A 22,117-nucleotide genomic window follows, 5' to 3' on the forward strand; every position below is an offset into this window, starting at 1 on the left:
CGGCCCCTGATTGATCCCTGCTTCTATTGTCCGTAATAGGCATCTTTCCCATGCTTACGCAGGTAGTGCTTATCCAGCAGAACTTGCTGCATAGCGGTAATACCTGGCGTCAGCTGGCGTGAAAAAATGCCCATATAGGCTATCTCCTCTAGTACCACCGCATTATGTACCGCATTATGTGCGTCTTTTCCCCAGGCGAATGGGCCGTGTGCATTGACTAACACGGCTGGGATGTCTGTCGGGCTGATACCGCGCTGGCGGAATGTTTCTATAATCACATTGCCTGTTTCCTGCTCATAGTGCTGGGCAATTTCGTCCTGTGTCATTAATCGTGTGCAGGGGATGGCCCCGTAGAAATAGTCGGCATGCGTGGTGCCCCAGGCTGGGAGATCCAGCCCCGCCTGTGCCCAGATGGTGGCGTGGCGCGAGTGCGTATGGACAATGCCGCCAATCTCGGTAAAAGCGCGGTATAACGCCAGATGTGTCGCCGTATCTGAGGAGGGCTTTTTGTTACCTTCGATGGTCTGTCCAGAGGCAAGATCGACCACAACCATGTCATCTACGACCATATGTTCGTACTCCACACCTGATGGTTTGATGACCACCAGACCGCGGTCGCGATCGACGACGCTGACGTTACCCCAGGTAAAAGTCACCAGATGGTGACGCGGTAAATCCAGATTCGCTTCCAGAACCTGCTGCTTAAGCTGTTGTAACGTTAGCATGACATTCCCCCTTGTTGCATTTTCTGCTCGATCCAGCGGCGCGCCTGAACGATCTCAGCGACCGGTTCATCAGCCTTCTCTGTCCACATTTCAATCAGGAAAGCGCCACGATAGTTGAGTGTTTTCAACGTGCTAAAAACAGAAATAAAATCCACACAGCCCTCGCCGAATGGTACGTCGCGGAATTGTCCAGGTGAGGTTGCGGTAACCGCTAAGGTGTCTTTCAGATGGATAGCGGCGATGCGGTCGATACCCAGCTGTAATTCTTGCGTGACATTGTTGCCCCAGGCGCTGAGGTTGCCGACGTCCGGGTAGACGGTAAACCACGGTGAAGCCAGGCAGGCATCCCAGGCTTTCCATTTACTTATAGAGTTCATAAAGGCGGTGTCCATGATCTCCACGGATAGCATCACCTGCGCGGCGGCGGCGCGTTCAACCGCCCATTGCATACCTTCGGTAAAACGCGCGAGCGTGCCTTCATCTTGCTGCTCGTAATAGACGTCATACCCCGCTAGCTGAATGGTGCGTATGCCCACGTCGTTGGCCAGTTGAATGGCCTGCTCCATGATCGTAAAGGCACGCTGGCGCAGTGCTTCATCATGGCTGCCGAACGGAAAACGCCGATGCCCGGACAAGCACATCGAAGGGATACGAATGCCGGTTTCCAGCATCGCATTGACCAGAGAAAGCCGCTGTTCCTTACTCCATAGCAGGCGGGCCAGACGTTCATCGCTTTCGTCTACCGACATTTCAACAAAGTCAAAACCACAGGCCTTTGCTAGTGCTAAGCGCTCTGGCCAGGTCAGGTGTTTCGGCAGGGCTTTTTCATAAATACCTAATGGGTGTTGGCGCATATTAAGGCCTCCAGATGGCGTCAATGGCGGTGCGGAATTGGCGAGCCGAGTCTACTGGGTCAGGAGCATCCGCCAGCGCCCGTCCGGCAATGAATGCCGTGACGGCGATATCGCTGAAAAGCGGCAAATCCGAGGGGGTAATCCCTCCGGTAATAGAGAGTTCGATGCCGAGGTCAGAAAGGGCTTTCATCGTGTCCAGATCCTGCTGGCCCCAGGTTTGACCGCTGGCCTGCGCATCGCGCCCACGGTGGTAAATTGCCTGTTTGATGCCCAGTGCGCGCCACGCTTTGGCGTCTTCCAGCGTCCAGCGACCGAAGAGCTCAATCTGGATCTCTCCCCGATAACGCTCTGCCACTTCCAGCGCGCTAGCCATAGTGGGCAGCGGCGCGGCGCAGATCACGGTCATCCAGTTTGCGCCGTGGGAAAAGGCTTGCTCCGCCAGCGTGGCGCCTGCGTCAGCGACTTTCAAATCGGCCACCAGTACATGGTGAGGGCAGCGCTCGCGTAATTGGCTGACGGTCTGGATACCTGCGCTGATACATAAAATGGTGCCCGCTTCGATGATGTCAACATAGGGGTGGAGTCGTTCCACGGTGGTGAGTGCGGCATCCAGTCGGGTGTGGTCGAGCGCCAGTTGCAGGCGGGGTTGCGTTGTCATGGTTTCTCCTTACCGGCGGGTTGCAGCGCTTTTAACGCGTCGACGAGCGCCTGATAGTGTTGGTATTTTTTGTCGTAGGCCGTGCGAGCTTGTTCATCTGGGGTAAGGCGTGTAATCCGTGGTGAGAGCGCCCGCTGAGCAGCTGTGACATCGCTAAAAGCACCGCTGCCGATCATCGCCGCCATTGCTGCACCCAGACAGCCGGTTTCTTCTACCTGTGGGAGTTCGACAGGCAGGCCGCTGACGTCCGCAAACATCTGCATCCAGGGGACAGACTTGGCTGGGCCGCCGGTGATGCGCAACGCGTCCACGTTAGGGAAACGCTGACGCATACGATTCAGGTGTGCCATGTGGCAGAACACCACACCTTCGTAAATAGCCTGAACGAGATGTTCGCGCCGGTGGAACGCTTGCAGGCCGTAGAAGCTGGCACTGAGCCCCAATCCGGCGTTGGAACCATATAAAAAGGGAACAAACAGCAGGTGACTGCCTGCTTTAGGAAGATGAGAAACCCAGTGATTGAGCTGAGCATAATCGACACCTAAACCGTCACTCAGTCCCCATTGTTGGCAGAACCATTCCAGATTGGCCGCAGACGTGGGGCTGGCTTCATGCACGATGTAGCGTCCTGCTTCCGCATGGCGGCCATAAACGAAGGGATGGTCGTAGCCATCGGCGAGGGTGTCGGTGATGCCGCTGGTGACTGACCATGTACCCATGACGGCATTGAGTCGAGTCTCGTCCTGAAGGCCTGCGCACAGGGCGGTGGAAACCACGTCGAATAACCCACCGACGACGGGGGTTCCCGCCCTCAGTCCGGTTAGCTGTGCCGCTTCTGGGGTAATTCGGCCTGCGATATCCGTAGAGCCGATGATTGGAGGTAGGGCGCTGACGATTTCTGCAATCCCGAGCTGTTCTGCCAGTGCAGGATCGTAGCGGCCTGTATCCATGTTGTAGAGGTTGGATTCGGAGATATTGGTTTCTTCACAAGCCCGTTCTCCGGTCAGGCAGAAACGCAGGTAGTCATGCGCCATAAACAGCGTGCCGATTTGTGCATAGCGTGTCGGCTGGTGGTCTTTGAGCCACCGCAGTAGCGAAACAGGATGGCCTGTCCACAGCGTCTGGCGGGTCTGAGGATAGAGCGCTTGCGGTATCCCCGCTTGCTGCCACGCCAGAACCTGTTCACGCGCGCGCTGATCGGATGACAGAATCGCATGGCCTAGTGGTTTGTCATGCTTATCCAGCAAGAATAACCCTTTGCCTTGGGCAGAGATCCCTACGCCGGAAATTGCGCTGGCGGAGAGTGCCGTTCTGTCCAGCAGTTCACGAATAACCTCGGCAGCGGTCTGCCACAGGGTGTGCATATCGCGTTCTGCCCAACCGGGTTGTGGTGTGGTAATCGGCAGATTGTGGCGTGCAATGCCGTACTCTGTTCCGGTGATGTCATAGATCCCGGCTTTGATAAAGGTTCCGCCGCAGTCGAGCCCCAGAAAATAATCTGTCATGCTGCCTCCGTAGACTCATCGCAGCGCGGTGGCAGAATCATGGCCAGTACGGCGGCAATCGCCAGTGAGATAGCCAGACTGTAAACGCCAACGTCTTTGTTAAAGGTTGAAATCAGGACGCCGACCATATAAGGGCCGCAGAAGCCACCGAGGTTGCCAAGCGCATTAATGACACCGCGAGCGCCGCCAGCGACTTCGGCATCAAACAACTTGGGAGGAATAGTCCAGAACACCCCTGCGGCGGCCTGAATGAAGACACCGCAGCCGACTAGCGCGGCATAGGACCACCAGATATGGCTTTTGAGCAAGACGGACAGTGCCATGCAAATGGCGAAACAGGCGAGTGGTAACGCGACGAAGACCTTACGTTTTCCTGAGTTATCGGACAGGTAGGAGATGGTGAACATGCCGACGATCGCCCCGATATAAGGCAAAATAGCCAGCATACCGACCTGTTCCATGTTGCCGTTGGTCAGCCCTTTCAGGATGGTGGGCAACCACAAGGTGTAACCGTAAATACCTGTCTGGTAAAAGAAATTCACCAAGATTAACTGCCACATCAACTTTTCGCGTAATACCCGGCTTAGGGAGGCATTACGAACGGTTTTGCCTTGCAGTGCCGCTTGCTCTTCCTGCAACGTGTTGATCAGATACTCTTTTTCTGCCTGTGAAATCCATTTTGCTTCCTGCGGGCGGTTGCTAATGGTAAACCACCACAGCAGCATAACAACCAGCGAAACCCCTCCTTCCACCAGAAACAGCATGCGCCAATCCCAGGTTGTGATGACCCAGCCAGAAAGCGGGGCGGTCAAAATACCAGCGATGGGTACAAACATGATGACAATCGCGTTGGCGCGGCCACGCTCTTTATCGGGGAACCAGTTGCTGATCATCGTGAGTACCACCGGGAGCATACCGCCTTCGGATACGCCCAGCGCAAAGCGCAAAAACAGCAACTGATACTGATTGGTCACCAGACCGGTTAACACCGAAATGACGGCCCAGGCCAGCAGTGACCAGCCGATAAACTTTTTACCGTTGCCGTGTACGGCGAGTTTGCCGCCCGGCACTTGTAAAAACAGATAGCCGATAAAGAAGATCCCGCCTGCGAGTCCGGCCATCGATGCCGTAATACCCAATTCGTCATCCATACCGCCCGGCATCGCGAAGGCAATATTGACGCGATCCATATAGGAAATAATGCAGGTAATCAAAATGGGCGGTACGATCCGCAACCAGCGTAATCGAGGAATATTTGCCGCTGTGCGCTGGCTAGAAGAAACCGTGGCTGTATTCATATCACTTTATCCTTCAACATGTTGCGTGCATGACGTGCTTCATTTTTGGCTTTTTCGCGCGTAGCAATCCCCGCACATGCCCGCAGGCATGTGTCGCGTTAGATGGAAAAATCAGAAACGATTAGGGAGCGTGAAAGTGTGCCATCGGTATCTTCACCACCACTTTGCGGATTGCGCAGGGCTGCTCATGAATGCAGGCTGGACGATGTACATCCTGAGGAAAGAACACGGCAAAGTTGCCGGCATGCATGGTCAGCCAGGACTCGTCATCAACATCCTGATAGAACAAGATGTCGCGTGCTTCGTTCCATTCCTGATATACCGGATTACGGCCATTATCCGTTACCACACCGATCAGTTCGGTTCCGCTGACTAAAAATTGCACATCAATATGGTGACGATGGACTTCGGGGCGTAAGTCACCTTTAGTCTGCGTGTGCAAATCCAGTACCTGGACGGTATAGCCTGTCTCTTCATCAAGGTAGCGGCCAGTCGGTAAGAGGCTGAAGTCGGTTTTTTGCAGGTAGGCCAGCGCACGGGCGACAGGCGCTGGGTGCTGACCAAAAAATGTATTGTCGATATGACCGAAGATCATGAGACGTCTCCTTGTTAAAGCGCCTGAATGCGTGCCCATACCCGTTCATCAACCGGGATGCCGTCACGCAAGTTTTCTTCGCGAATACGCGGAAACTTATGGCCCGGCAGACGGATAGCGACATCAGGTTGGGTGCGCTCGGCGCTGGTGATGTAATCCATTATGCGTTTCAGCTTTTCATCGCGGGTTTTACCGTCGATCAGCCTATCGATCTCAATGGCGATGAAAACCTGAGACACGCCATATTCATCGCGATGATCCTCCGTGACTTCCGCAACAGATGCCCCGCCGGACAGTAGGGTGGCGATCATGTCCAGCACAATAGACAGTGCCGATCCTTTCCAGTAGCCCGCAGGGAGGATGCGCCGGTTTTCCTCGATAATGGCCGGATCGCGGGTCAAATTACCGTCGTTGTCGAACCCGCCATCAACTGGCAAGGTCTTACCTGCCAGTCGGTTTATCTCCAGCGCGCCATAGGAAAACATCGACATCGACATATCCACCATGGTGATCGGATTGCCGGGAACAGCGACGATCAGCGGATTTGTACCGATGCGGCAAGTTTTTGCTCCCCACGGTGGCATAACGGCAATCGAGTTAGTCCAGCAAATACCGATATAGCCTTTCTCGGCGGCTTGCCAGCCATAGCCGCCGCCGCGCATCCAGTGGTTAGCATTGCGTAGCGCAACCAGACCTATACCGTGTGCATCGGCTAACTGCATGGCGCGATCCATCATGCGGCGAGCCGTCAGGTTGCCAATGCCCTGATGGGCATCCCATTGCTCGATGGCACCGAGTGAGAGCAGTTTGCTGGGTTCGGCATCGGGTACGATGTCGCCAGCGTCCAACTGCTGAATAAAGCGTGGGAAGCGGTTTACACCGTGAGAATAAACACCGTCGGCGGAAGTATCAGCGAACAGCGTCGCGCAGGCATCGGCGGTCTCTTCCGCCACATTGCGCGCCAGTAAAACACGTTTGAACTGTTGCTTAAGGTCGTTGTATTTCACTCTCATAACGCGTCTCCATGACGATAGTTAGATTGCTTTTTGTTCGTCATATTTCATTATGCGAAATTGCATTTCAAATAAATGCTATACCTGTGCTTGCATGAAGTCAAAACGAGAGGGGGTTAAATTTTGTTTTAAAAACAAGTGGTTATTTTAATATGGTGACTTTGTGATCGGCGCCGCATTTTGGGCGGTACGCGGAATACAGGCGTGAGAAAGCAGGGGGAGAGACTCCCCCTGTTAACTACCCCACAGGCGTGGTTTTACCGGTACGATTCTACCCCGATGCGGTAAAGCGACGTCGTTGCCGTGATGTACAGTTCATTCCCTTCTGGTCCGCCGATAGTGCAGTTGGATACACACTCCGGTACGTCTATTTTGCCGATCTGATGGCCATCGGGACGAAAAATCAGGATGCCGTCAGCGCAACTGCAAAATAGGTTGCCAGTGCGATCAACACAGAAGCCATCGGGAATGCCCGGCTCTACGCGGGCAAAAAACAGTCCCGCCCCCAGATGCTTTCCCTCAACCGGATAAATTCGCAGATCGCGGCGACCCAGCGTTGGGAAATCAATAATCGACATGTCTGCAACATATAAATGTGTTTCATCTGGCGAAAATGCCAACCCATTCGGGCGTTGGAGATCGCTGGCCGCGATGCTGAGTGAGCCATCGCGCGGATCGAAACAGTAGACGTAGCAGCCAATGACCTGGCTTTCTGATTTGTAGCCTTCGTCATCGCTGGTAATGCCGTAGGGCGGATCGGTAAACCAGATCGTGCCATCGCTACGGATCGCCACATCGTTTGGCGAGTTGAAGCGTTTCCCATCAATGCGGTCAACCAAGACGCGAATATCACCATTATTCTCACGACGGCTGATACCGCGCCGGCCATGCTCGCAGCTCACGACGCGTCCTTGCGCATCAAGTGCATTGCCGTTTGCGTAGTGGGATGGAAAACGCCAGAGAGCGACGTCGCCATTACGCGACCAGATAAACATCCGGTTTCCTTTTACATCGCTAAAGACCACAGCATCCTGCTGCGGCAACCATACTGGGCCTTCGGCCCAGATGGCGGGAGAACACAGACGCTCAAGTTGTTGTGTCATGCCGGGTTCTCCACTTATTTCACACCCCAGATTGCCCGGTAATGGCCTTGATAATCATTTTGCGGGTCATACAGGTTGTTATTACCGCCATCGTTCGCGATGTTTTCGGCTGTCACCAAATGTGCCGGGGTGACATAACCAGAAGGCGGTTGTTTGGCAAAGGCGCGGTTAAACTCATCCAGCAACTGCCAGCCGTGCAGCTTCAGAGGCTCGGGAACGGTGGCGGATTGGCTATCACCGGAGCGAATACGTTGATAGGCAGAGATGGAACCATCGCCAGCCGAAATGTTATACGGTGCATTTTTACCGCCTTTCCCGGCCGTTTTTAACGATGGCGCCATGAAATCAAAATACAGGTCGTTAATGGCCAGCGAATACTGGAAGCTGTCGCCATATTTCTGCAACAGACTAAACGTCATGGCAGGCATGCGGTTTGCGGTATCGGCGAGCGGTGTATCGATGAATTCCACTACCTTGCAACCACTGCATTTACCGATTTCGTCTTTCATGACATTGGCTTTATCAAGCGCGATTTGATAAAGGGAGTCGGTAAAGATTAAGACATTGGCTTTTCCACCTGATTTTACGACGGCATATTGCGCGGCGATGCGGGCGACGTCATTCGAATCGGATGTCACGTTGTAGAAAATATCGTATTTAGGCAGGGGACCCGGCTCAGGTACGGCATGCCATGCAGTCAGAATAATGCCTTGTTGAATGGCTTTCTTCAGCGGGATTTTGGCGACATTCGGGTTCCAACCGCCAATAACAATGCCATCTGGCTTCTGAGCGATCGCCTGGTTGAGTGAGGCCAACTGATCTTTGACCGAGCCGCCACCATCCAACGTTTCCAGCTTCCAGCCTGCGGCTTTGGCTGCTTCGCTCAGCCCTTGCTGCACGCCTTGAACGCCGCCATTTTTCATATCGGAGGCAATAAAAATAATCTTCTTATTCGGCTGTAACTGTGGCCCCTGAGTCGGGCCGTCCCACTGCGTGCTGCTGGCGGTCGCTTTTGCAACGGCTGCCGTTGCCTGATCGAGATAGCTGTCAGCCCATGTTGGCTGGCTGCTTAATAACACGGTGGTCAGTCCTGATAACAGCAAAAAACGTTTCATAGGGTGTGCTCCTGTTAGGGATGTGTCACGTTATGGTTATTGTTTTCCGGTGGCGTGTTTTTCTGATGAGAAGGCTCCTGGTGGTGGCGCTGGGGGGTGTCAGCCTGACGGCGTTGTACGGCTTTTTGATTCAGTAAGCGGCGGCGCTGGGCATAGCCTGCCAGCGTGATGGAGAGCAGCAGCGTGGCTCCGTTAAATAACGGTTCAACCCAGAATTCGCCGCCAAATTGCTGGATACCGGCGATGCCAATCGCAAGAATGGCGATGCCGATAACCGTTCCCCAGACGTTAACTCGGCCAGGACGAAGCGTGGTACTGCCAAGGAATGCTCCAACCAGAGCAGGCAATAGATAATCCATACCGACGCTGGCCTGTCCGACCCCTTGTTCTGCGGCGATCAACACGCCGCTAAAGCCAGTCAATACGCTGGAGGTGATGAAGGCACCGATAGTAAAACGATTAACGGAAATCCCATTGAGCCGTGCTGCGGCTGGATTGCCCCCCACGGCATACATGCAGCGGCCGAGCGGCGTATGCTCCGTGACAAGCCATAAGACAATGGCGACCAGCAGGACATAGAAGGCCACGATAGGGATCCCGCCGATCTCGGTATGGTGCAGAGCGATGAAAGCATCAGGTAGATCGCCGACGATTTGGCGGCCGCCCGAATGCCACAGGGCTACGGCGTACAGTACGGTGCCAGATCCCAGCGTGGCGACGAAGCTATCGATATCGGCCAATGCCACCAGAATGCCGTTGAGCAAGCCGTATAGCGCTGAAATGACCAGTACCGTCAGCACGGCCATCTGCCACGAGAAGCCGTATTCCACCTGAAGCGTAATTGCCAGAATGTGCCAGAGCACGATGCCGAAACCGACGTTGAGATCGATCTTTCCGACGATCATCGGAATCGTTGCGGCCAGTGCCAGCAGGGCGATTTTGGCTTTGCTGGAGAGGATTGCCTGTAGCGTCAACATGGAAGCGAATGACGGCGTGGCGAGTGAAAATAGAATCACCAGCGCGATGCACAGTAACAGCAGGCCATAGCGGGTCAGAATTTGCATCAGCCAGGGACCAGCCCCATCCTGTGCCAGACTCACTCGTTGCTCTAGCGCCGTTGATTTTACTGATGTTTTATTAGACATTATTTTCTTCCTTCGAACAGGTGAGGCTGTGTGAGCGTCTGAATTTTTTACTGTTGATTCAGTTCGCCTGTGCAATAACGTGCCATTCAGGCAGAAGCCGTGGTTTCTCCCGTGCTGGCTGATGCCAGTTCCAATAAGTTGGCGAAAGAGACCTGTTGATTTTTGAGCTCGCCGACGACATGTCCCCGATTGAAAACCAGTGCGCGATTGCAAATGTGGGCGATTTCCTCGAAATCATTGGAGATCACCAGCACCGCAACGCCCTCTGCCAGTGACTTATTCAATAGATGGTAAATTTCGGCACGCGCACCGACATCAACGCCCGCGGTGGGATCTTCCAGGATCAGCAGTGGCGCGCCGAGGTGCATCCAGCGGGCCATCACCACTTTCTGTTGGTTGCCGCCGGACAACGCACTGATGTCGATATTGACGTTTTTGGGGCGAACATCGAACAGTTGTACTTTCCACCAGCTTGCTCCTATCTCTTCGCGGCGGCTGTAGCGGGAAAAGAGTTTATGTCCGCTGGCGCAGGGGTTGATAAACAGGTTCTCGCGTACGCTCATCGACATCACCAGACTTTCATTGGTGCGATCGCCTGCGACCAGCGATACGCCGTGAGCCATCGCCTGTTGTGGGGAACTGGCATGGTAAGGTTCATCACGGAACTGAATCTCTCCTCTGTCGCACTGACGTAGTCCGAACAACAAACGACCGATTTCTTCCTGACCTGCGCCGCGCAGACCAACCAGTGCGAGCATTTCCCCCGGTTGCAGGCTAAAGCTGACCGGACCGATATCGCCTACAGTCACGTTTTTTACTTGTAGAACAGGAGAGGAAGGAGCAGGTAAGGGTTCGCGCTGATCGCCGGGCATGGCTTCACCCACAATCAATTGCACCAGATCGCGCAGCGAATAATCCGCCGTTCTACCGCCTGCGACATAGCGGCCATCGCGCATGACGCAGACGCGATCGGCGATGTCGATCACTTCATCCAGTCGGTGAGTGACGTAAATCATGCCCACTTTTTTCGCACGCAGTCGGTTAATCACGGAAAAAAGATGGCGGACATCATTTGCCGGAAGTGAAGCGGTGGGTTCATCCAGCACCAACAGTTCGGCATTCACGGCGACGGCTCGCGCGATGGCGAGTAGTGATTTTTCCGTGCGTGAGAGTTCAAACACTCGGGCATCGGGATCGAGAGCGATCCCCACATCCTGTAGCGCCTGGCTGGCATGCCGGCGGATCGCCCGCCAGTCAATTAATCCAAAACGGCGTGGGAACCCCATGACCAGCGCCATGTTTTCCGCCACGGTCATCCACTCGATCAGCCCCAGATCCTGATGAATAAACGCAATAGGCTGGAGGCCATCACTTTTTATCGCTGCGGCTGACGCTATGCTGGTTCCACGGAATTGAATATCACCACCATCACGGGGGTAGACACCTGCGAGGACTTTAATGAGTGTCGATTTCCCCGCACCATTTTCGCCCAATAGCGCGAGTACCTCGCCCGGCATGACCTGAAGACTGACATCATTAACCGCAATGTTGCCGCCAAAACGTTTAGTGATATGGCTAAGCGCAAGTATGGGTTGATCCGCATTGATTTGATTCATGTGATTCGCCCTTGTGTTCAGCACACGCTGTGATGCGGTGCAAAATCGGTAAGCAACCTGTTCCCGTTTATTCTGGGCGGTATAACACCCTGAATATGGTGTGGCAGGAATGAAATCAGTCATGTTTTGTCGTTTTAATGAACTTCATATTTCAATATACGAAATTCAATTTCAAAAACAATATACCGAAGATTGTGCTAAATCAAAGGCAAACGGTTTTTTAATTTTATTTAAAAACAATGGCTTATTTTTATTGTTTCGTATTTGTGATGTACTGCTCACTTCATGGGCAGGGGAAGGTTGCGTATTCATGGAGCCATGCCGACAATGAAACGGCGTTCCACTTCAACTCATACGGGCCTTGCGGTAACATTGCTATTCTTAAGCGAAATGGATGGCGGCGACACACTGCGTTGCAGCAGCTTTTGCGCAAGCACTGCCTAGCCCCTTATTCTGGAGATCAGTTATGAGCCCGAAAGCTGTTAATGAGAAAGACGATCAAAAAGAAAAACCGCTAGGGAGTCAGAGTCTATTTCGTGGTTTACAATTGATTGAAATTCTGAGCAATTTTCCTAACGGCTGTCCACTTGCCCATCTGTCTGAACTGGCGGGAATGAACAAAAGTACCGTACACCGATTGCTACAGGGGCTGCACACTAGCGGTTATGTCACCCAGGCACCCTCTCCGGGCAGCTATCGTCTGACGACCAAATTTATCTCCATTGGGCAGAAGGCTCTGTCTTCTCTGAATATTATTCACGTCGCTTCGCCTCATCTGGTGCAGTTGAATCTGGAAGTGGGGGAAACGGTAAACTTTTCCAGCCGTGAAGACGATCATGTCATCCTGATCTACAAGCTGGAGCCGACGACGGGCATGATGCGCACCCGCGCTTACATCGGTCAGCATATGCCGCTTTATTGTTCCGCCATGGGCAAAATTTTTATGGCGTATGGTAAAAGCGACTACCCGGCGTACTATTGGCAAACTCATCAGAGTGATATCCAGCCCCTTACGCGGAATACCATCACAGAACTGCCGAAGATGTATGAAGAGCTGGAAGACATTCGTCAGAAAGGGTTGGCGATGGATCGTGAGGAAAATGAGCTTGGCGTATCCTGCATCGCCGCACCGGTATTTGATATTCAGCAGCGGGTTCCTTATGCGGTATCAGTTTCGTTACCTACCGCCAAGCTCCAGCAAATCGGTATGAAATCGCTGGTTAAGCCCGTTATCGCGACTGCCCAGCGTATTTCTCTGGAACTGGGTTTTGTCACCCCCGATTAAGCATTAGGATGTCTAATGCCTGATTAGAAATATCCATTTCATCTAATGATTTTCCCTTCGTATGATGCGCGTGTGAAATCGCGCATGCGCCGCTACTGGCGCTTTATTTACGAGGAAAGTCATGTTTGCTGTTTTTCTACAAGGCGCTCTGTTAGGGGCAGCGATGATTCTGCCACTGGGTCCACAGAATGCATTCGTAATGAATCAGGGAATTCGCCGACAGTACCACCTGATGGTGGCGCTGCTATGTGCATTGAGTGACATGGTGTTGATTACCGCCGGTATTTTTGGCGGCAGCGCGCTGCTTAGTCAGTCTTCACTGCTGCTGGGGGCAGTGACCTGGGGCGGCGTTGCGTTTCTGCTCTGGTTCGGCTGGGGAGCGATGAAAACGGCCTTCAGCAAAAATATTGTGCTCGCGAGCGCCGAGGTGATGAAGCAAAGTCGCTGGCGTATTATCGCGACCATGCTAGCGGTGACCTGGCTGAACCCGCATGTCTATCTGGATACTTTTGTGGTGCTGGGGAGTCTGGGAAGCCAGTTTGCGGGTGATGCCCGAAGCTGGTTTGCACTGGGGACGATGACGGCTTCTTTCACCTGGTTTTTTGCGCTGGCGCTATTGGCCTCCTGGCTGGCACCGTGGCTGAATACACCGCGGGTGCAGCGGGTCATCAACTTTTTTGTCGGCGTGGTGATGTGGGCCATAGCCTTACAGCTGGCACGCCACGGCTGGCAATAAATGACGCCGTTTTACGCCACGTTTCAGAAATTCACCTATATTGTGTGGAGTCGGTAATACGTTATGTTGTCCGGCAAAAGATACCCTTCTTGTATCTTTCATTCTGGAACGTGCTGTGCCGATGCAGGAAAAATCTGCTGAGCCCCGTGCGTGACGAAACATAAGTAAGGAGAGAGTGTGAAGCGAGGTATGATGAAGCTAAATGCACTGGCGCTGGTCGCCGCGGTAGGGTTTGGCGGTATGTCGATGGTCGCTCAGGCCGCGGAACTGCCGGATGGGCCGCATATCGTGACGTCAGGGACATCCAGCGTAGATGCGACGCCGGATATCGCTCGTCTGGCGATTGAAGTGAGCGTGTCATCGAAGGATGCGGCGGAAGCGAAAAAGCAGGTCGATGCTCGTGTTGCACAATATTTTGATTTTCTGGGTAAAAATGGCATTGAGAAAAAAGACATTAATGCCGCCAATTTACGCACACAGCCAGAATACGACTACCTGAAAACCGGTGGTTCGGTGCTGAAAGGCTATAGTGCCGTGCGTCAGGTGGAAGTGACGCTGCGTCAGTTAGACAAGCTGAACGAACTACTGGATGGGGCGCTGAAATCGGGGCTGAATGAGATTCGCACGGTGGAATTAGGCGTTTCCAATCCAGAAACCTATCGTGATGAAGCGCGTAAGAAAGCCATTGAGCAGGCGACAAGTCAGGCAGCCGCGTTGGCGCAGGGCTTCAACGCCAAGCTGGGGCCGATCTACAGCGTTCGCTACCACGTTGCCAACTATCAGCCGATGCCAGTGGCCCGGATGTTTAAAGCAGCAGATGCGGCGGTGCAAACTGAAGCGGCGCAAACCTACGAACAGCAAACCATTCACTTTGACGATCAGGTCGATGTCGTGTTTGAGTTACAGCGTACGCCGTAACGAGAGCCTCAATCCATCGTTGTGCCAACATTGACGGAACAACAGGCCTGCTTGCTCAGGCCTGTTGTTTTTTATCACGACGTCACTCGCACCCTCAGCACGTTATGACTGCCGCAGTACTTGATGACCGTGTGCGAGCAGGGCGTCCGTTACTTTTCTCATCATCCGGCTTTCCGGCGCGAAGCGGTGCCAGTAGAGCATCCGACGCTGAAACAGCCCCGGCGTCAGGTCGACTAATTCGTTATTGGCCAGTTCTTTCTCGATTTGCAGATGTGGGATCATGCAGCAGGTCGTACCTTGTCGCGCCAGTTGTACAAACGCTTCTGATGAATTCACGATGTGACAGGGAACGCTGCCCGGCGACAAATCAAAGTTCTGCTGTAAAAAAGCCTGATGCATATCATCCAGATGGTCGAAGGCGACCGCAGGGGCGCGTAGCAGTGCTGAACGCGTCACGCCATTGGGAAAATAGCGGGCGGCAAAGGTTGGCGAGGCCACAAACAGATAATCCAGTGCGCCCAGTTTATCCACCAGGCAGCTTGGTAGCGGCTGAGACTGAATACTTACCGCACCCACCACTTCACCCCGGCGCAGCCTTTCCTGAGTGCGTGTTTCATCTTCTACCTGCAAATTGAGACGAATTGGCGAATCGACCAGCACAGGTTGTAACGCGGGCAGCAGCCAGGTTGCCAGACTGTCGGCGTTCACCGCCAGCGACAGCAGCAACGGGATATCGCTGTTGGTTTCATTGCCCAGCCACTCTTCTTCCAGTAGCTCAACCTGATGAAGCAACGCCAGCAGTTTCTGCCCTTGTTCTGTCGGGCGAGGGGGGATGGTTCTGACCAAGAGCGGTTGGCCGAACAAGTTTTCCAGCTGTTTGATACGTTGCGAAACGGCAGATTGGGTAATACACAATTTTTGGGCGGCGCGCTCAAAACCACGCTCGCGGATGACGGCATCCAGAGCCTGAAGCGTTCGATAGTCCGGGCGTTTCATGAAAGTCAAAATCCTCTGAATGAGTCTGTTTTTTTCACTATGCCACATTTTGCTGCTTTGCCATGCAGAAATCTTATTTTTGGCTATTGTGCGCAATCACGATTCAGCACGGTATGAGGGAAATGATGTGCGTGAAATAATGCATCCGCGATGAAGTGAATTTGCACGCTTTCCCCAACGTGCATGTTCTATAATACGCACACGTTTTCGTATATCGATTCTACAGGCCAGAAGCAGATTATGACGCAAGATGAACTGAAAAAAGCAGTGGGATGGGCAGCGCTAGACTATGTCCGCCCGGACACCATTGTGGGAGTAGGAACCGGATCGACGGCGGCACATTTTATTGATGCGCTGGGTTCGATAAAACACCAAATCAAAGGCGCGGTCTCCAGCTCGGATGCCTCAACGGAAAAACTGAAAAGTCTGGGTATCCCCGTCTTTGACGCCAATGAAGTCGATTCGCTGGATGTTTACGTCGATGGTGCCGATGAGATCAACGGCCATATGCAGATGATTAAAGGCGGCGGTGCGGCACTGACCCGCGAGAAAATCATTTCGGCGCTGTCGCGTCAGTTCATCTGCATTGTTGATGCCTCCAAGCAGGTTGATGTGCTAGGTAAATTCCCGCTGCCGGTTGAAGTTATTCCGATGGCGCGGTCTTACGTCGCGCGTGAACTGGTGAAGCTAGGCGGGCAGCCGGTCTATCGTCAGGGCGTCGTGACGGATAACGGCAACGTCATTCTGGATGTACACAACCTGAATATCATGGATGCGATCGCGGTAGAAAATCACATCAATGGTATCCCAGGCGTGGTGACCGTTGGGCTGTTTGCCAACCGCGGTGCGGATGTCGCGTTAGTCGGCACGTCTGAGGGTGTAAAAACCGTCGTTAAATGAGTGCGGGATCGTTCTGACGTGGTGAGCGTCCACGTCAGAAATTTTTTAGCTAAAAAAATCTATTTAGTTAACGGCTCATTTTTGGTACTTAATATCACATTTTCTTATTTTATTTATCGTCGATATGGCGATGCTCATCTTTGGCAATATTTTTTGCCATAAATCAGACGCGCCTCTCTGTAGCGTGATTCGGGCGAAGCAATCGTTTGTATTGCTGACTGCGTAATTTTTGTTATGTTGGCAGAGGCTATTTAGCACTCTGTCACATTTGATGTCTGAAAATAAGGTCGGGAAATGGCAAAGGTATCACTGGAAAAAGACAAGATTAAGTTTCTGTTAGTGGAAGGCGTGCACCAAAGCGCGCTGGATAACCTGCGTGCAGCCGGTTACACCAACATCGAGTTCCATAAGGGCGCGCTGGATCCTGAGGCGCTGAAAGCCTCCATCCGCGATGCGCACTTTGTGGGTATCCGCTCGCGTACTCATCTGACAGAAGAGATTTTTGCTGCTGCGGAAAAACTGATCGCGGTAGGGTGTTTCTGTATCGGGACTAATCAGGTTGATCTGTCGGCTGCGACTAAACGCGGTATCCCGGTATTTAACGCACCGTTTTCCAATACCCGATCCGTGGCAGAAATGGTGATCGGTGAAATGCTTCTGATGCTGCGCGGTATTCCGGCAGCGAACGCGAAAGCACACCGTGGTATCTGGCACAAACTGGCTGTGGGATCGTTTGAAGCTCGCGGCAAAAAGCTCGGGATCATCGGCTACGGCCACATCGGTACGCAGTTGGGTATTCTGGCTGAAAGCCTGGGTATGCACGTTTATTTCTATGATATCGAAAGCAAACTGCCGCTGGGTAATGCTCAGCAGGTGCGCCACCTGTCCGACCTGCTGAATATGAGCGATGTGGTGAGCCTGCACGTGCCGGAAAATGACAGCACGCAGAATATGATGGGCGCGGAAGAACTGGCGCTGATGAAGCCCGGTGCTATCCTGATTAACGCTGCTCGCGGTACGGTGGTTGATATTCCAGCACTGTGTGAAGTGCTGAGCAGCAAGCACCTGTCCGGTGCGGCCATTGACGTATTCCCGCAAGAGCCGGCAACCAACAGCGACCCGTTCCTGTCGCCGTTGTGCGAGTTTGACAACGTACTGCTGACGCCGCATATCGGTGGTTCCACGCAGGAAGCGCAGGAAAATATCGGTGATGAAGTGGCTGGCAAACTGGCGAAATACTCAGACAACGGTTCTACGCTGTCTGCGGTGAATTTCCCGGAAGTATCGCTGCCTGTTCACGGCGCACGCGCCAGCCGCCTGCTGCACATCCATGAAAACCGTCCTGGCATCATTACCAAAATTAACCAGATCTTTGCTGAGCAGGGCATTAACATTGCCGCACAGTATCTGCAAACGACACCTGAGATTGGTTATGTGGTGATTGATGTTGAAACTGACGGCGCGCAAACGGCGCTGCAACTGATGAAGGCGATTCCAGGCACCATTCGTGCCCGTCTGCTGTTCTGATGTGTGATTGATCGGTTAGTTTTAATCAGCCCCGTAAGGGGCTGATTGCGTTATTACAGCGCGATAACGATCTTGCCGCGCATATGCCCTTCCAGCACTTTATCGTGAGCTTGCTTCAGCGTGTCTACCGTTAACCCTTGCAGCGTTTCGCTGGCGGTTCCCTGAAGTTTTCCAGCATCAACCAGCTGTGCGACTTCGTGCAAAATGTTCCCCTGTTCGGCGATATCCGGTGTGGTAAACATGCTGCGGGTAAACATGAGTTCCCAATGTAGCGCCGCGCTTTTGAGTTTCAGCGCCGTTTGGTCGAGCGGGTGTTTGTTTTCCACGATGGTACAGATATGCCCCATCGGTGCGATCAGCTTGCTGATCGCCTCCCAGTGGCCGTCGGTATCGTTCAAACAGAAAATGTAATCGACCTGTTTGATCCCTTCTTTTTCTAACTCAGCCACCAAATTACGGTAATCCACAACCTTGTGCGCACCACGCTGGCGGCACCATTCCGCCGAGTCAGGCTTTGATGCAGTAGCGATAATGTTCACCGAACTGCGCAGCGCTGCCAGAGAAATCGCAAGGGAACCTACGCCGCCTGCACCACCGATAATCAGCAGCGTTTTCTCGCTGTCAGCCTGCTGTATTTTCAAGTGCTCGAACAGCCCTTCCCACGCGGTCAGCGCCGTGAGCGGCATTGCAGCCGCGGCGGCCCAGTCGAGAGACGCGGGCTTGTGTGCGACGATGCGTGAATCAATTAACTGATGCGTCGTGTTGCTGCCGGGACGGGTGATATCACCGGCGTACCAGACTTCATCGCCTACCCGAAACTGGCTAACGGCGCTGCCTGTTTTTAGCACGACGCCGCTGGCATCCCAGCCGAGAATTCTAGGCTGTTGTAATCCATTCTGGCGTAATCCGGCATGCACCTTGGTATCCACCGGGTTGACGGAAATGGCTTTTACGTCGATTAACAGATCGTATTCACCGGGCTCGGGGATGTCCTGAGTGATGGCGATGAAATTTTCTGGCTGTTGTGGATCAACGGCTATCGCATGAACGGTCATGGTCTATTCCTCATTATTTTCAGAATGCGGTTGTGTAAATACGGCAGGCTTCTTTGAATAAAACCAAGTGTAGAACACGGAGATAGGGCTGATAAGATGGACAATGAATAATGCAGTGTTCGTTTGAGGTGAACAATCATGTTTAAACAATTGCAGGATATGGCGCTGTTTGCGCTGGTGGCCGAGTGTGGCAGTTTTACACAGGCGGCGCGCAAAGCCGGGCTGGCAAAATCCAGCCTGAGCTTGCGCATTAGCCAGCTTGAACAGCAGATTGGCCTGCGGCTGTTGAACCGAACGACGCGCCAGCTCAATCTGACGTTTGCGGGTGAGCGTTACCTGATTCACTGTCAGGAGATGCTACAAGCCAGCGAACGTGCCGATCTCGCTATACAGCGTCTGCGCGATAACCCCAGTGGGCGGTTACGCATCACCAGCCCGGCAGGATTAGGTTCCACGCTGCTGGCGCGGCTTACCGCTGAATTTCAGCAGCGCTTTCCCGCGGTATCGCTGGATGTGTTGATTTCAGATGCGGTGATCGATCTGGTACAGGAAGGGTTTGATGTCGCTTTTCGTACCGGTAAACCGCACGATTCTTCACTGATTGGACGCCCGCTTGGGCAGACTCCCCGCTATTTGCTGGCATCGCCTGACTATCTGGCGCGGCACCCGGCATTACTCCATCCGCAGCAGCTTCAACAGCACCGCTGTATTGCGCACCATGCCTGGACGGAGTGGCTCCTTCATCGCGGTTCAGAACTTTATCGCTGGTTACTGCCCGATGCGCATATCACCGATAACCTGCTTTACGCCCGCGAGTGCGCTATTGCGGGAGCTGGCATTACGCTATTGCCAGATTTTCTCTGCCTGGATGACGCAGTGTCCGGGAAATTGGTCAGGGTTTTGTCGGATTGGCAGGCGGAAGCTAACGAGCTTTATCTGGTGTATCCCAGCCGCAAGCTGAATTCGCCCGCGTTAGCGTGTTTTATCGACTTTGTTTTACAACATAGTGCGTTGGATGATTACTCAACGTTTTTGAAAAAGCAGCAGTGATGCCGTCTCTACAATATTTTTGTTTCATTTTTATTTGGATCTTTTGATTTTTATTGAAACGTGATTTCTATCAACTTATTTTAGGTACGTTTTAGATTGAGAATGCCGATAACAATGTTGGTTCCTTTTGACTTTTTTATGAAAGGTGTGGTCCTGAGTGGCGTTATTGTCACAGTGCTATCTGGACTCTGCCGTGCTTGTCATGGCAGAGATAATGTATACCAGTGATGGTGAAAATGAGAATGCAACCGATGTCTATTCAAAAAGAGAAGTTGAGTTACATCAACAATATACGTCTCGTTTCGTTATTTATTACTCTTTTTTCAATTATCCTGATTTTATTTGCGCTTTCTATTGGCACAGCGAGTTATTTTTTAAAACAGAGTAATGATTCACTCGATAAAGCGAATGAATTGTCTGATATCCGGGCCGGTATCAGCAGCAGCCTCGATCAGCTACGCGTAGCCAGACTGCTGCTTATTCAGGCTGGTGCAGCAAACCGTATTAGCGATCACGAGGTGTTTAAATCCGCTTCAGATCAGGCAGCTGGTCGAGTCAGAGCCTCGCAGAAGCGTCTGGATGAATATCTCGCACGCCCAGACAAACTGGAGAGTGAAAAGGCCTTGGATGAGGATATCCTCAAGGCTTATAACAACTATCGCGATAATGCGATTGTTGTGATGCAGAAAGCCACGAGTGATGGTGAATTTGAAGATCTGGTGTCGTTGGAAAGCACAGTGGCCCGTCAGTTAGATGAAGCGTTCAGTGTTCCAGTGCGTAAGAAAGTGACTGAGCTGACAAAAGCCGCGCAGGATATCAATCTACAAGCAGAACAGAATGCCAAGCTGGGTTACTGGATGATGGCAGGTTCATTTGCCCTGTCGATCATTATGGCGATCATGGCCTACATCATGGTGCGCAATGTGATCCTTGCGCCAATAAACAGACTGGTTGAGCGTATCCAGAAGATTGCAGCGGGCGATTTGACGCAGCCGCCGATGGCAATGGGGCGCAATGAAATCGGCATTCTGGGGACGAATATCCAGAACATGCAGGCGGAGCTGACGGATACGGTGACGATCGTGCGTGAAGGGGCGGATTCGATCTACCAGGGATCGTCAGAAATCACGGCAGGCAACGTCGATCTCTCTTCGCGTACCGAGCAGCAGGCCGCCGCGCTGGAAGAAACCGCGGCGAGCATGGAACAGCTGACCGCAACGGTGAAACAGAACTCTGACAATGCTCATCACGCCAGCCAGTTGGCAAAAAATGCCTCTGAAAAAGCGGAGAAGGGCGGACAAATTGTGCAAGGCGTGGTGGACACCATGCAGGACATTTCTACAAGCTCAAAACGCATTTCCGAGATCACTTCCGTTATTAACAGCATCGCTTTCCAGACCAACATTCTGGCGCTGAACGCCGCGGTAGAAGCTGCGCGTGCGGGTGAGCAAGGGCGTGGTTTTGCTGTGGTGGCGGGGGAAGTCCGTAATTTGGCGCAGCGCAGCGCGCAAGCCGCGAAAGAGATTGAAGGGCTGATTGGTGAATCAAGCCGGCTGGTGGAAACGGGCTCAGGGCTCGTGTCTCAGGCGGGGACAACCATGGGTGAGATTGTGCGTGCGGTTGTCAGCGTGACTGACATCATGGGGGAAATTGCTTCCGCTTCTGACGAACAGAGCCGTGGCATTGGGCAGGTTAGTCAGGCCGTGTCTGAAATGGATAGCGCGACGCAGCAGAACGCAGCGCTGGTGCAGGAAGCCTCGGCAGCGGCCGTTTCACTTGAAGAGCAGGCTGCTCGTCTGACGCAGGCTGTCGCGGTATTTAAACTGGCTGGCGTCGCTCAGAAGCTGAAAGCGTCATTGCCAAAAGCGGCACCGCAACCGCGTTTAGCGCCAGCGATGGCGATTGCCGGAAGCAGTAGTAAAGGCAGCGATAATCAAAACTGGGAAACGTTCTGATTCCTGGTAGATGAAGCATGATAGAAAAAAATGGCCCGCATTGCGGGCCATTTATTTATAACGTTCGA

The 22,117-nt window shown here is 53.0% G+C and carries 21 protein-coding genes; 8 read left to right on the forward strand and 13 right to left on the reverse strand.

Annotation, left to right across the window (positions count from 1 at the left end; all coding sequences use genetic code 11):
- Nucleotides 1–23: 23 nt before the first annotated feature.
- The 11 genes from araD to AB8809_RS02825 all read right to left on the reverse strand — a co-directional run bounded on the left by araD (nucleotide 24) and on the right by AB8809_RS02825 (nucleotide 11,627).
- The gene (gene araD, locus AB8809_RS02775; RefSeq protein WP_015841827.1) at nucleotides 24–725 is read right to left on the reverse strand and encodes an L-ribulose-5-phosphate 4-epimerase; all 702 of its coding nucleotides are present in this window, start codon (nucleotides 723–725) and stop codon (nucleotides 24–26) included.
- Nucleotides 719–1,579, reverse strand: a complete 861-nt coding sequence (locus tag AB8809_RS02780) for an L-ribulose-5-phosphate 3-epimerase (RefSeq protein ID WP_015841826.1) — start codon at nucleotides 1,577–1,579, stop codon at nucleotides 719–721. The genes araD and AB8809_RS02780 overlap by 7 nt, the downstream gene beginning before the upstream one ends.
- 1 nt (nucleotide 1,580) lies before the next feature.
- Entirely contained in the window at nucleotides 1,581–2,237 is a 657-nt protein-coding gene (gene ulaD, locus AB8809_RS02785; protein WP_320702595.1) for a 3-keto-L-gulonate-6-phosphate decarboxylase UlaD, read from the reverse strand.
- On the reverse strand, nucleotides 2,234–3,742 hold the full coding sequence (locus AB8809_RS02790) for an FGGY-family carbohydrate kinase (RefSeq protein WP_349854674.1): 1,509 nt from the start codon (nucleotides 3,740–3,742) through the stop codon (nucleotides 2,234–2,236). The genes ulaD and AB8809_RS02790 overlap by 4 nt, the downstream gene beginning before the upstream one ends.
- Complete coding sequence (locus AB8809_RS02795; RefSeq protein WP_349854672.1) at nucleotides 3,739–5,040, reverse strand: MFS transporter; 1,302 nt, start codon at nucleotides 5,038–5,040, stop codon at nucleotides 3,739–3,741. The genes AB8809_RS02790 and AB8809_RS02795 overlap by 4 nt, the downstream gene beginning before the upstream one ends.
- 121 nt (nucleotides 5,041–5,161) lie before the next feature.
- Nucleotides 5,162–5,635, reverse strand: coding sequence for a YhcH/YjgK/YiaL family protein (locus tag AB8809_RS02800; protein ID WP_349854670.1), 474 nt, complete (start codon nucleotides 5,633–5,635; stop codon nucleotides 5,162–5,164).
- Nucleotides 5,636–5,649: 14 nt separating this feature from the next.
- Nucleotides 5,650–6,648 carry a 3-dehydro-L-gulonate 2-dehydrogenase gene (gene yiaK / locus AB8809_RS02805; protein WP_180776733.1) on the reverse strand — a complete coding sequence of 333 codons (999 nt, stop codon included), beginning with the start codon at nucleotides 6,646–6,648 and terminating at the stop codon, nucleotides 5,650–5,652.
- Nucleotides 6,649–6,905: 257 nt separating this feature from the next.
- Nucleotides 6,906–7,751 carry an SMP-30/gluconolactonase/LRE family protein gene (locus AB8809_RS02810; RefSeq protein ID WP_349854668.1) on the reverse strand — a complete coding sequence of 282 codons (846 nt, stop codon included), beginning with the start codon at nucleotides 7,749–7,751 and terminating at the stop codon, nucleotides 6,906–6,908.
- Between the two features lie 14 nt (nucleotides 7,752–7,765).
- Nucleotides 7,766–8,866, reverse strand: a complete 1,101-nt coding sequence (locus tag AB8809_RS02815) for a substrate-binding domain-containing protein (protein ID WP_015841819.1) — start codon at nucleotides 8,864–8,866, stop codon at nucleotides 7,766–7,768.
- Nucleotides 8,867–8,880: 14 nt separating this feature from the next.
- Nucleotides 8,881–10,011: an ABC transporter permease gene (locus tag AB8809_RS02820; protein ID WP_005973142.1), complete on the reverse strand. Its 1,131-nt coding sequence runs from the start codon at nucleotides 10,009–10,011 to the stop codon at nucleotides 8,881–8,883.
- A gap of 86 nt (nucleotides 10,012–10,097) precedes the next feature.
- The gene (locus tag AB8809_RS02825) at nucleotides 10,098–11,627 is read right to left on the reverse strand and encodes a sugar ABC transporter ATP-binding protein (protein WP_349854665.1); all 1,530 of its coding nucleotides are present in this window, start codon (nucleotides 11,625–11,627) and stop codon (nucleotides 10,098–10,100) included.
- 466 nt (nucleotides 11,628–12,093) lie between these two features.
- On the opposite strand from AB8809_RS02825, the gene AB8809_RS02830 reads away from it, so the two are divergent.
- The 3 genes from AB8809_RS02830 to AB8809_RS02840 all read left to right on the forward strand — a co-directional run bounded on the left by AB8809_RS02830 (nucleotide 12,094) and on the right by AB8809_RS02840 (nucleotide 14,566).
- Nucleotides 12,094–12,912, forward strand: a complete 819-nt coding sequence (locus tag AB8809_RS02830) for an IclR family transcriptional regulator (RefSeq protein ID WP_015841816.1) — start codon at nucleotides 12,094–12,096, stop codon at nucleotides 12,910–12,912.
- Between the two features lie 121 nt (nucleotides 12,913–13,033).
- Complete coding sequence (gene argO / locus AB8809_RS02835; RefSeq protein ID WP_349854662.1) at nucleotides 13,034–13,648, forward strand: arginine exporter ArgO; 615 nt, start codon at nucleotides 13,034–13,036, stop codon at nucleotides 13,646–13,648.
- Between the two features lie 192 nt (nucleotides 13,649–13,840).
- Nucleotides 13,841–14,566, forward strand: a complete 726-nt coding sequence (locus AB8809_RS02840) for an oxidative stress defense protein (RefSeq protein WP_256543382.1) — start codon at nucleotides 13,841–13,843, stop codon at nucleotides 14,564–14,566.
- A gap of 102 nt (nucleotides 14,567–14,668) precedes the next feature.
- Here the strand turns inward: AB8809_RS02840 and AB8809_RS02845 are convergent, their stop codons facing one another.
- Complete coding sequence (locus tag AB8809_RS02845) at nucleotides 14,669–15,562, reverse strand: LysR family transcriptional regulator ArgP (protein WP_015841813.1); 894 nt, start codon at nucleotides 15,560–15,562, stop codon at nucleotides 14,669–14,671.
- Nucleotides 15,563–15,802: 240 nt separating this feature from the next.
- On the opposite strand from AB8809_RS02845, the gene rpiA reads away from it, so the two are divergent.
- The gene (gene rpiA / locus AB8809_RS02850) at nucleotides 15,803–16,462 is read left to right on the forward strand and encodes a ribose-5-phosphate isomerase RpiA (RefSeq protein WP_015841812.1); all 660 of its coding nucleotides are present in this window, start codon (nucleotides 15,803–15,805) and stop codon (nucleotides 16,460–16,462) included.
- Between the two features lie 294 nt (nucleotides 16,463–16,756).
- Nucleotides 16,757–17,989 carry a phosphoglycerate dehydrogenase gene (gene serA, locus AB8809_RS02855; protein WP_015841811.1) on the forward strand — a complete coding sequence of 411 codons (1,233 nt, stop codon included), beginning with the start codon at nucleotides 16,757–16,759 and terminating at the stop codon, nucleotides 17,987–17,989.
- A 53-nt stretch (nucleotides 17,990–18,042) separates the two neighbouring features.
- Here the strand turns inward: serA and AB8809_RS02860 are convergent, their stop codons facing one another.
- Nucleotides 18,043–19,044: a zinc-binding alcohol dehydrogenase family protein gene (locus AB8809_RS02860; RefSeq protein WP_180776737.1), complete on the reverse strand. Its 1,002-nt coding sequence runs from the start codon at nucleotides 19,042–19,044 to the stop codon at nucleotides 18,043–18,045.
- 138 nt (nucleotides 19,045–19,182) lie between these two features.
- Here AB8809_RS02860 and AB8809_RS02865 point away from each other — a divergent pair, with 138 nt between their 5' ends.
- The 3 genes from AB8809_RS02865 (at nucleotide 19,183) to AB8809_RS02875 (ending at nucleotide 22,049) form a co-directional block, all read left to right on the forward strand.
- Nucleotides 19,183–20,094, forward strand: coding sequence for a LysR family transcriptional regulator (locus tag AB8809_RS02865; protein ID WP_180776738.1), 912 nt, complete (start codon nucleotides 19,183–19,185; stop codon nucleotides 20,092–20,094).
- 157 nt (nucleotides 20,095–20,251) lie between these two features.
- The gene (locus tag AB8809_RS02870) at nucleotides 20,252–20,482 is read left to right on the forward strand and encodes a hypothetical protein (protein WP_225182657.1); all 231 of its coding nucleotides are present in this window, start codon (nucleotides 20,252–20,254) and stop codon (nucleotides 20,480–20,482) included.
- Nucleotides 20,430–22,049: a methyl-accepting chemotaxis protein gene (locus tag AB8809_RS02875; protein ID WP_256543383.1), complete on the forward strand. Its 1,620-nt coding sequence runs from the start codon at nucleotides 20,430–20,432 to the stop codon at nucleotides 22,047–22,049. Before AB8809_RS02870 ends, AB8809_RS02875 begins: the two co-directional genes overlap by 53 nt.
- Nucleotides 22,050–22,117 lie beyond the last annotated feature (68 nt).

Origin of the sequence: Pectobacterium aroidearum (genome assembly GCF_041228105.1) — a bacterium.
Lineage (GTDB): Bacteria > Pseudomonadota > Gammaproteobacteria > Enterobacterales > Enterobacteriaceae > Pectobacterium > Pectobacterium aroidearum.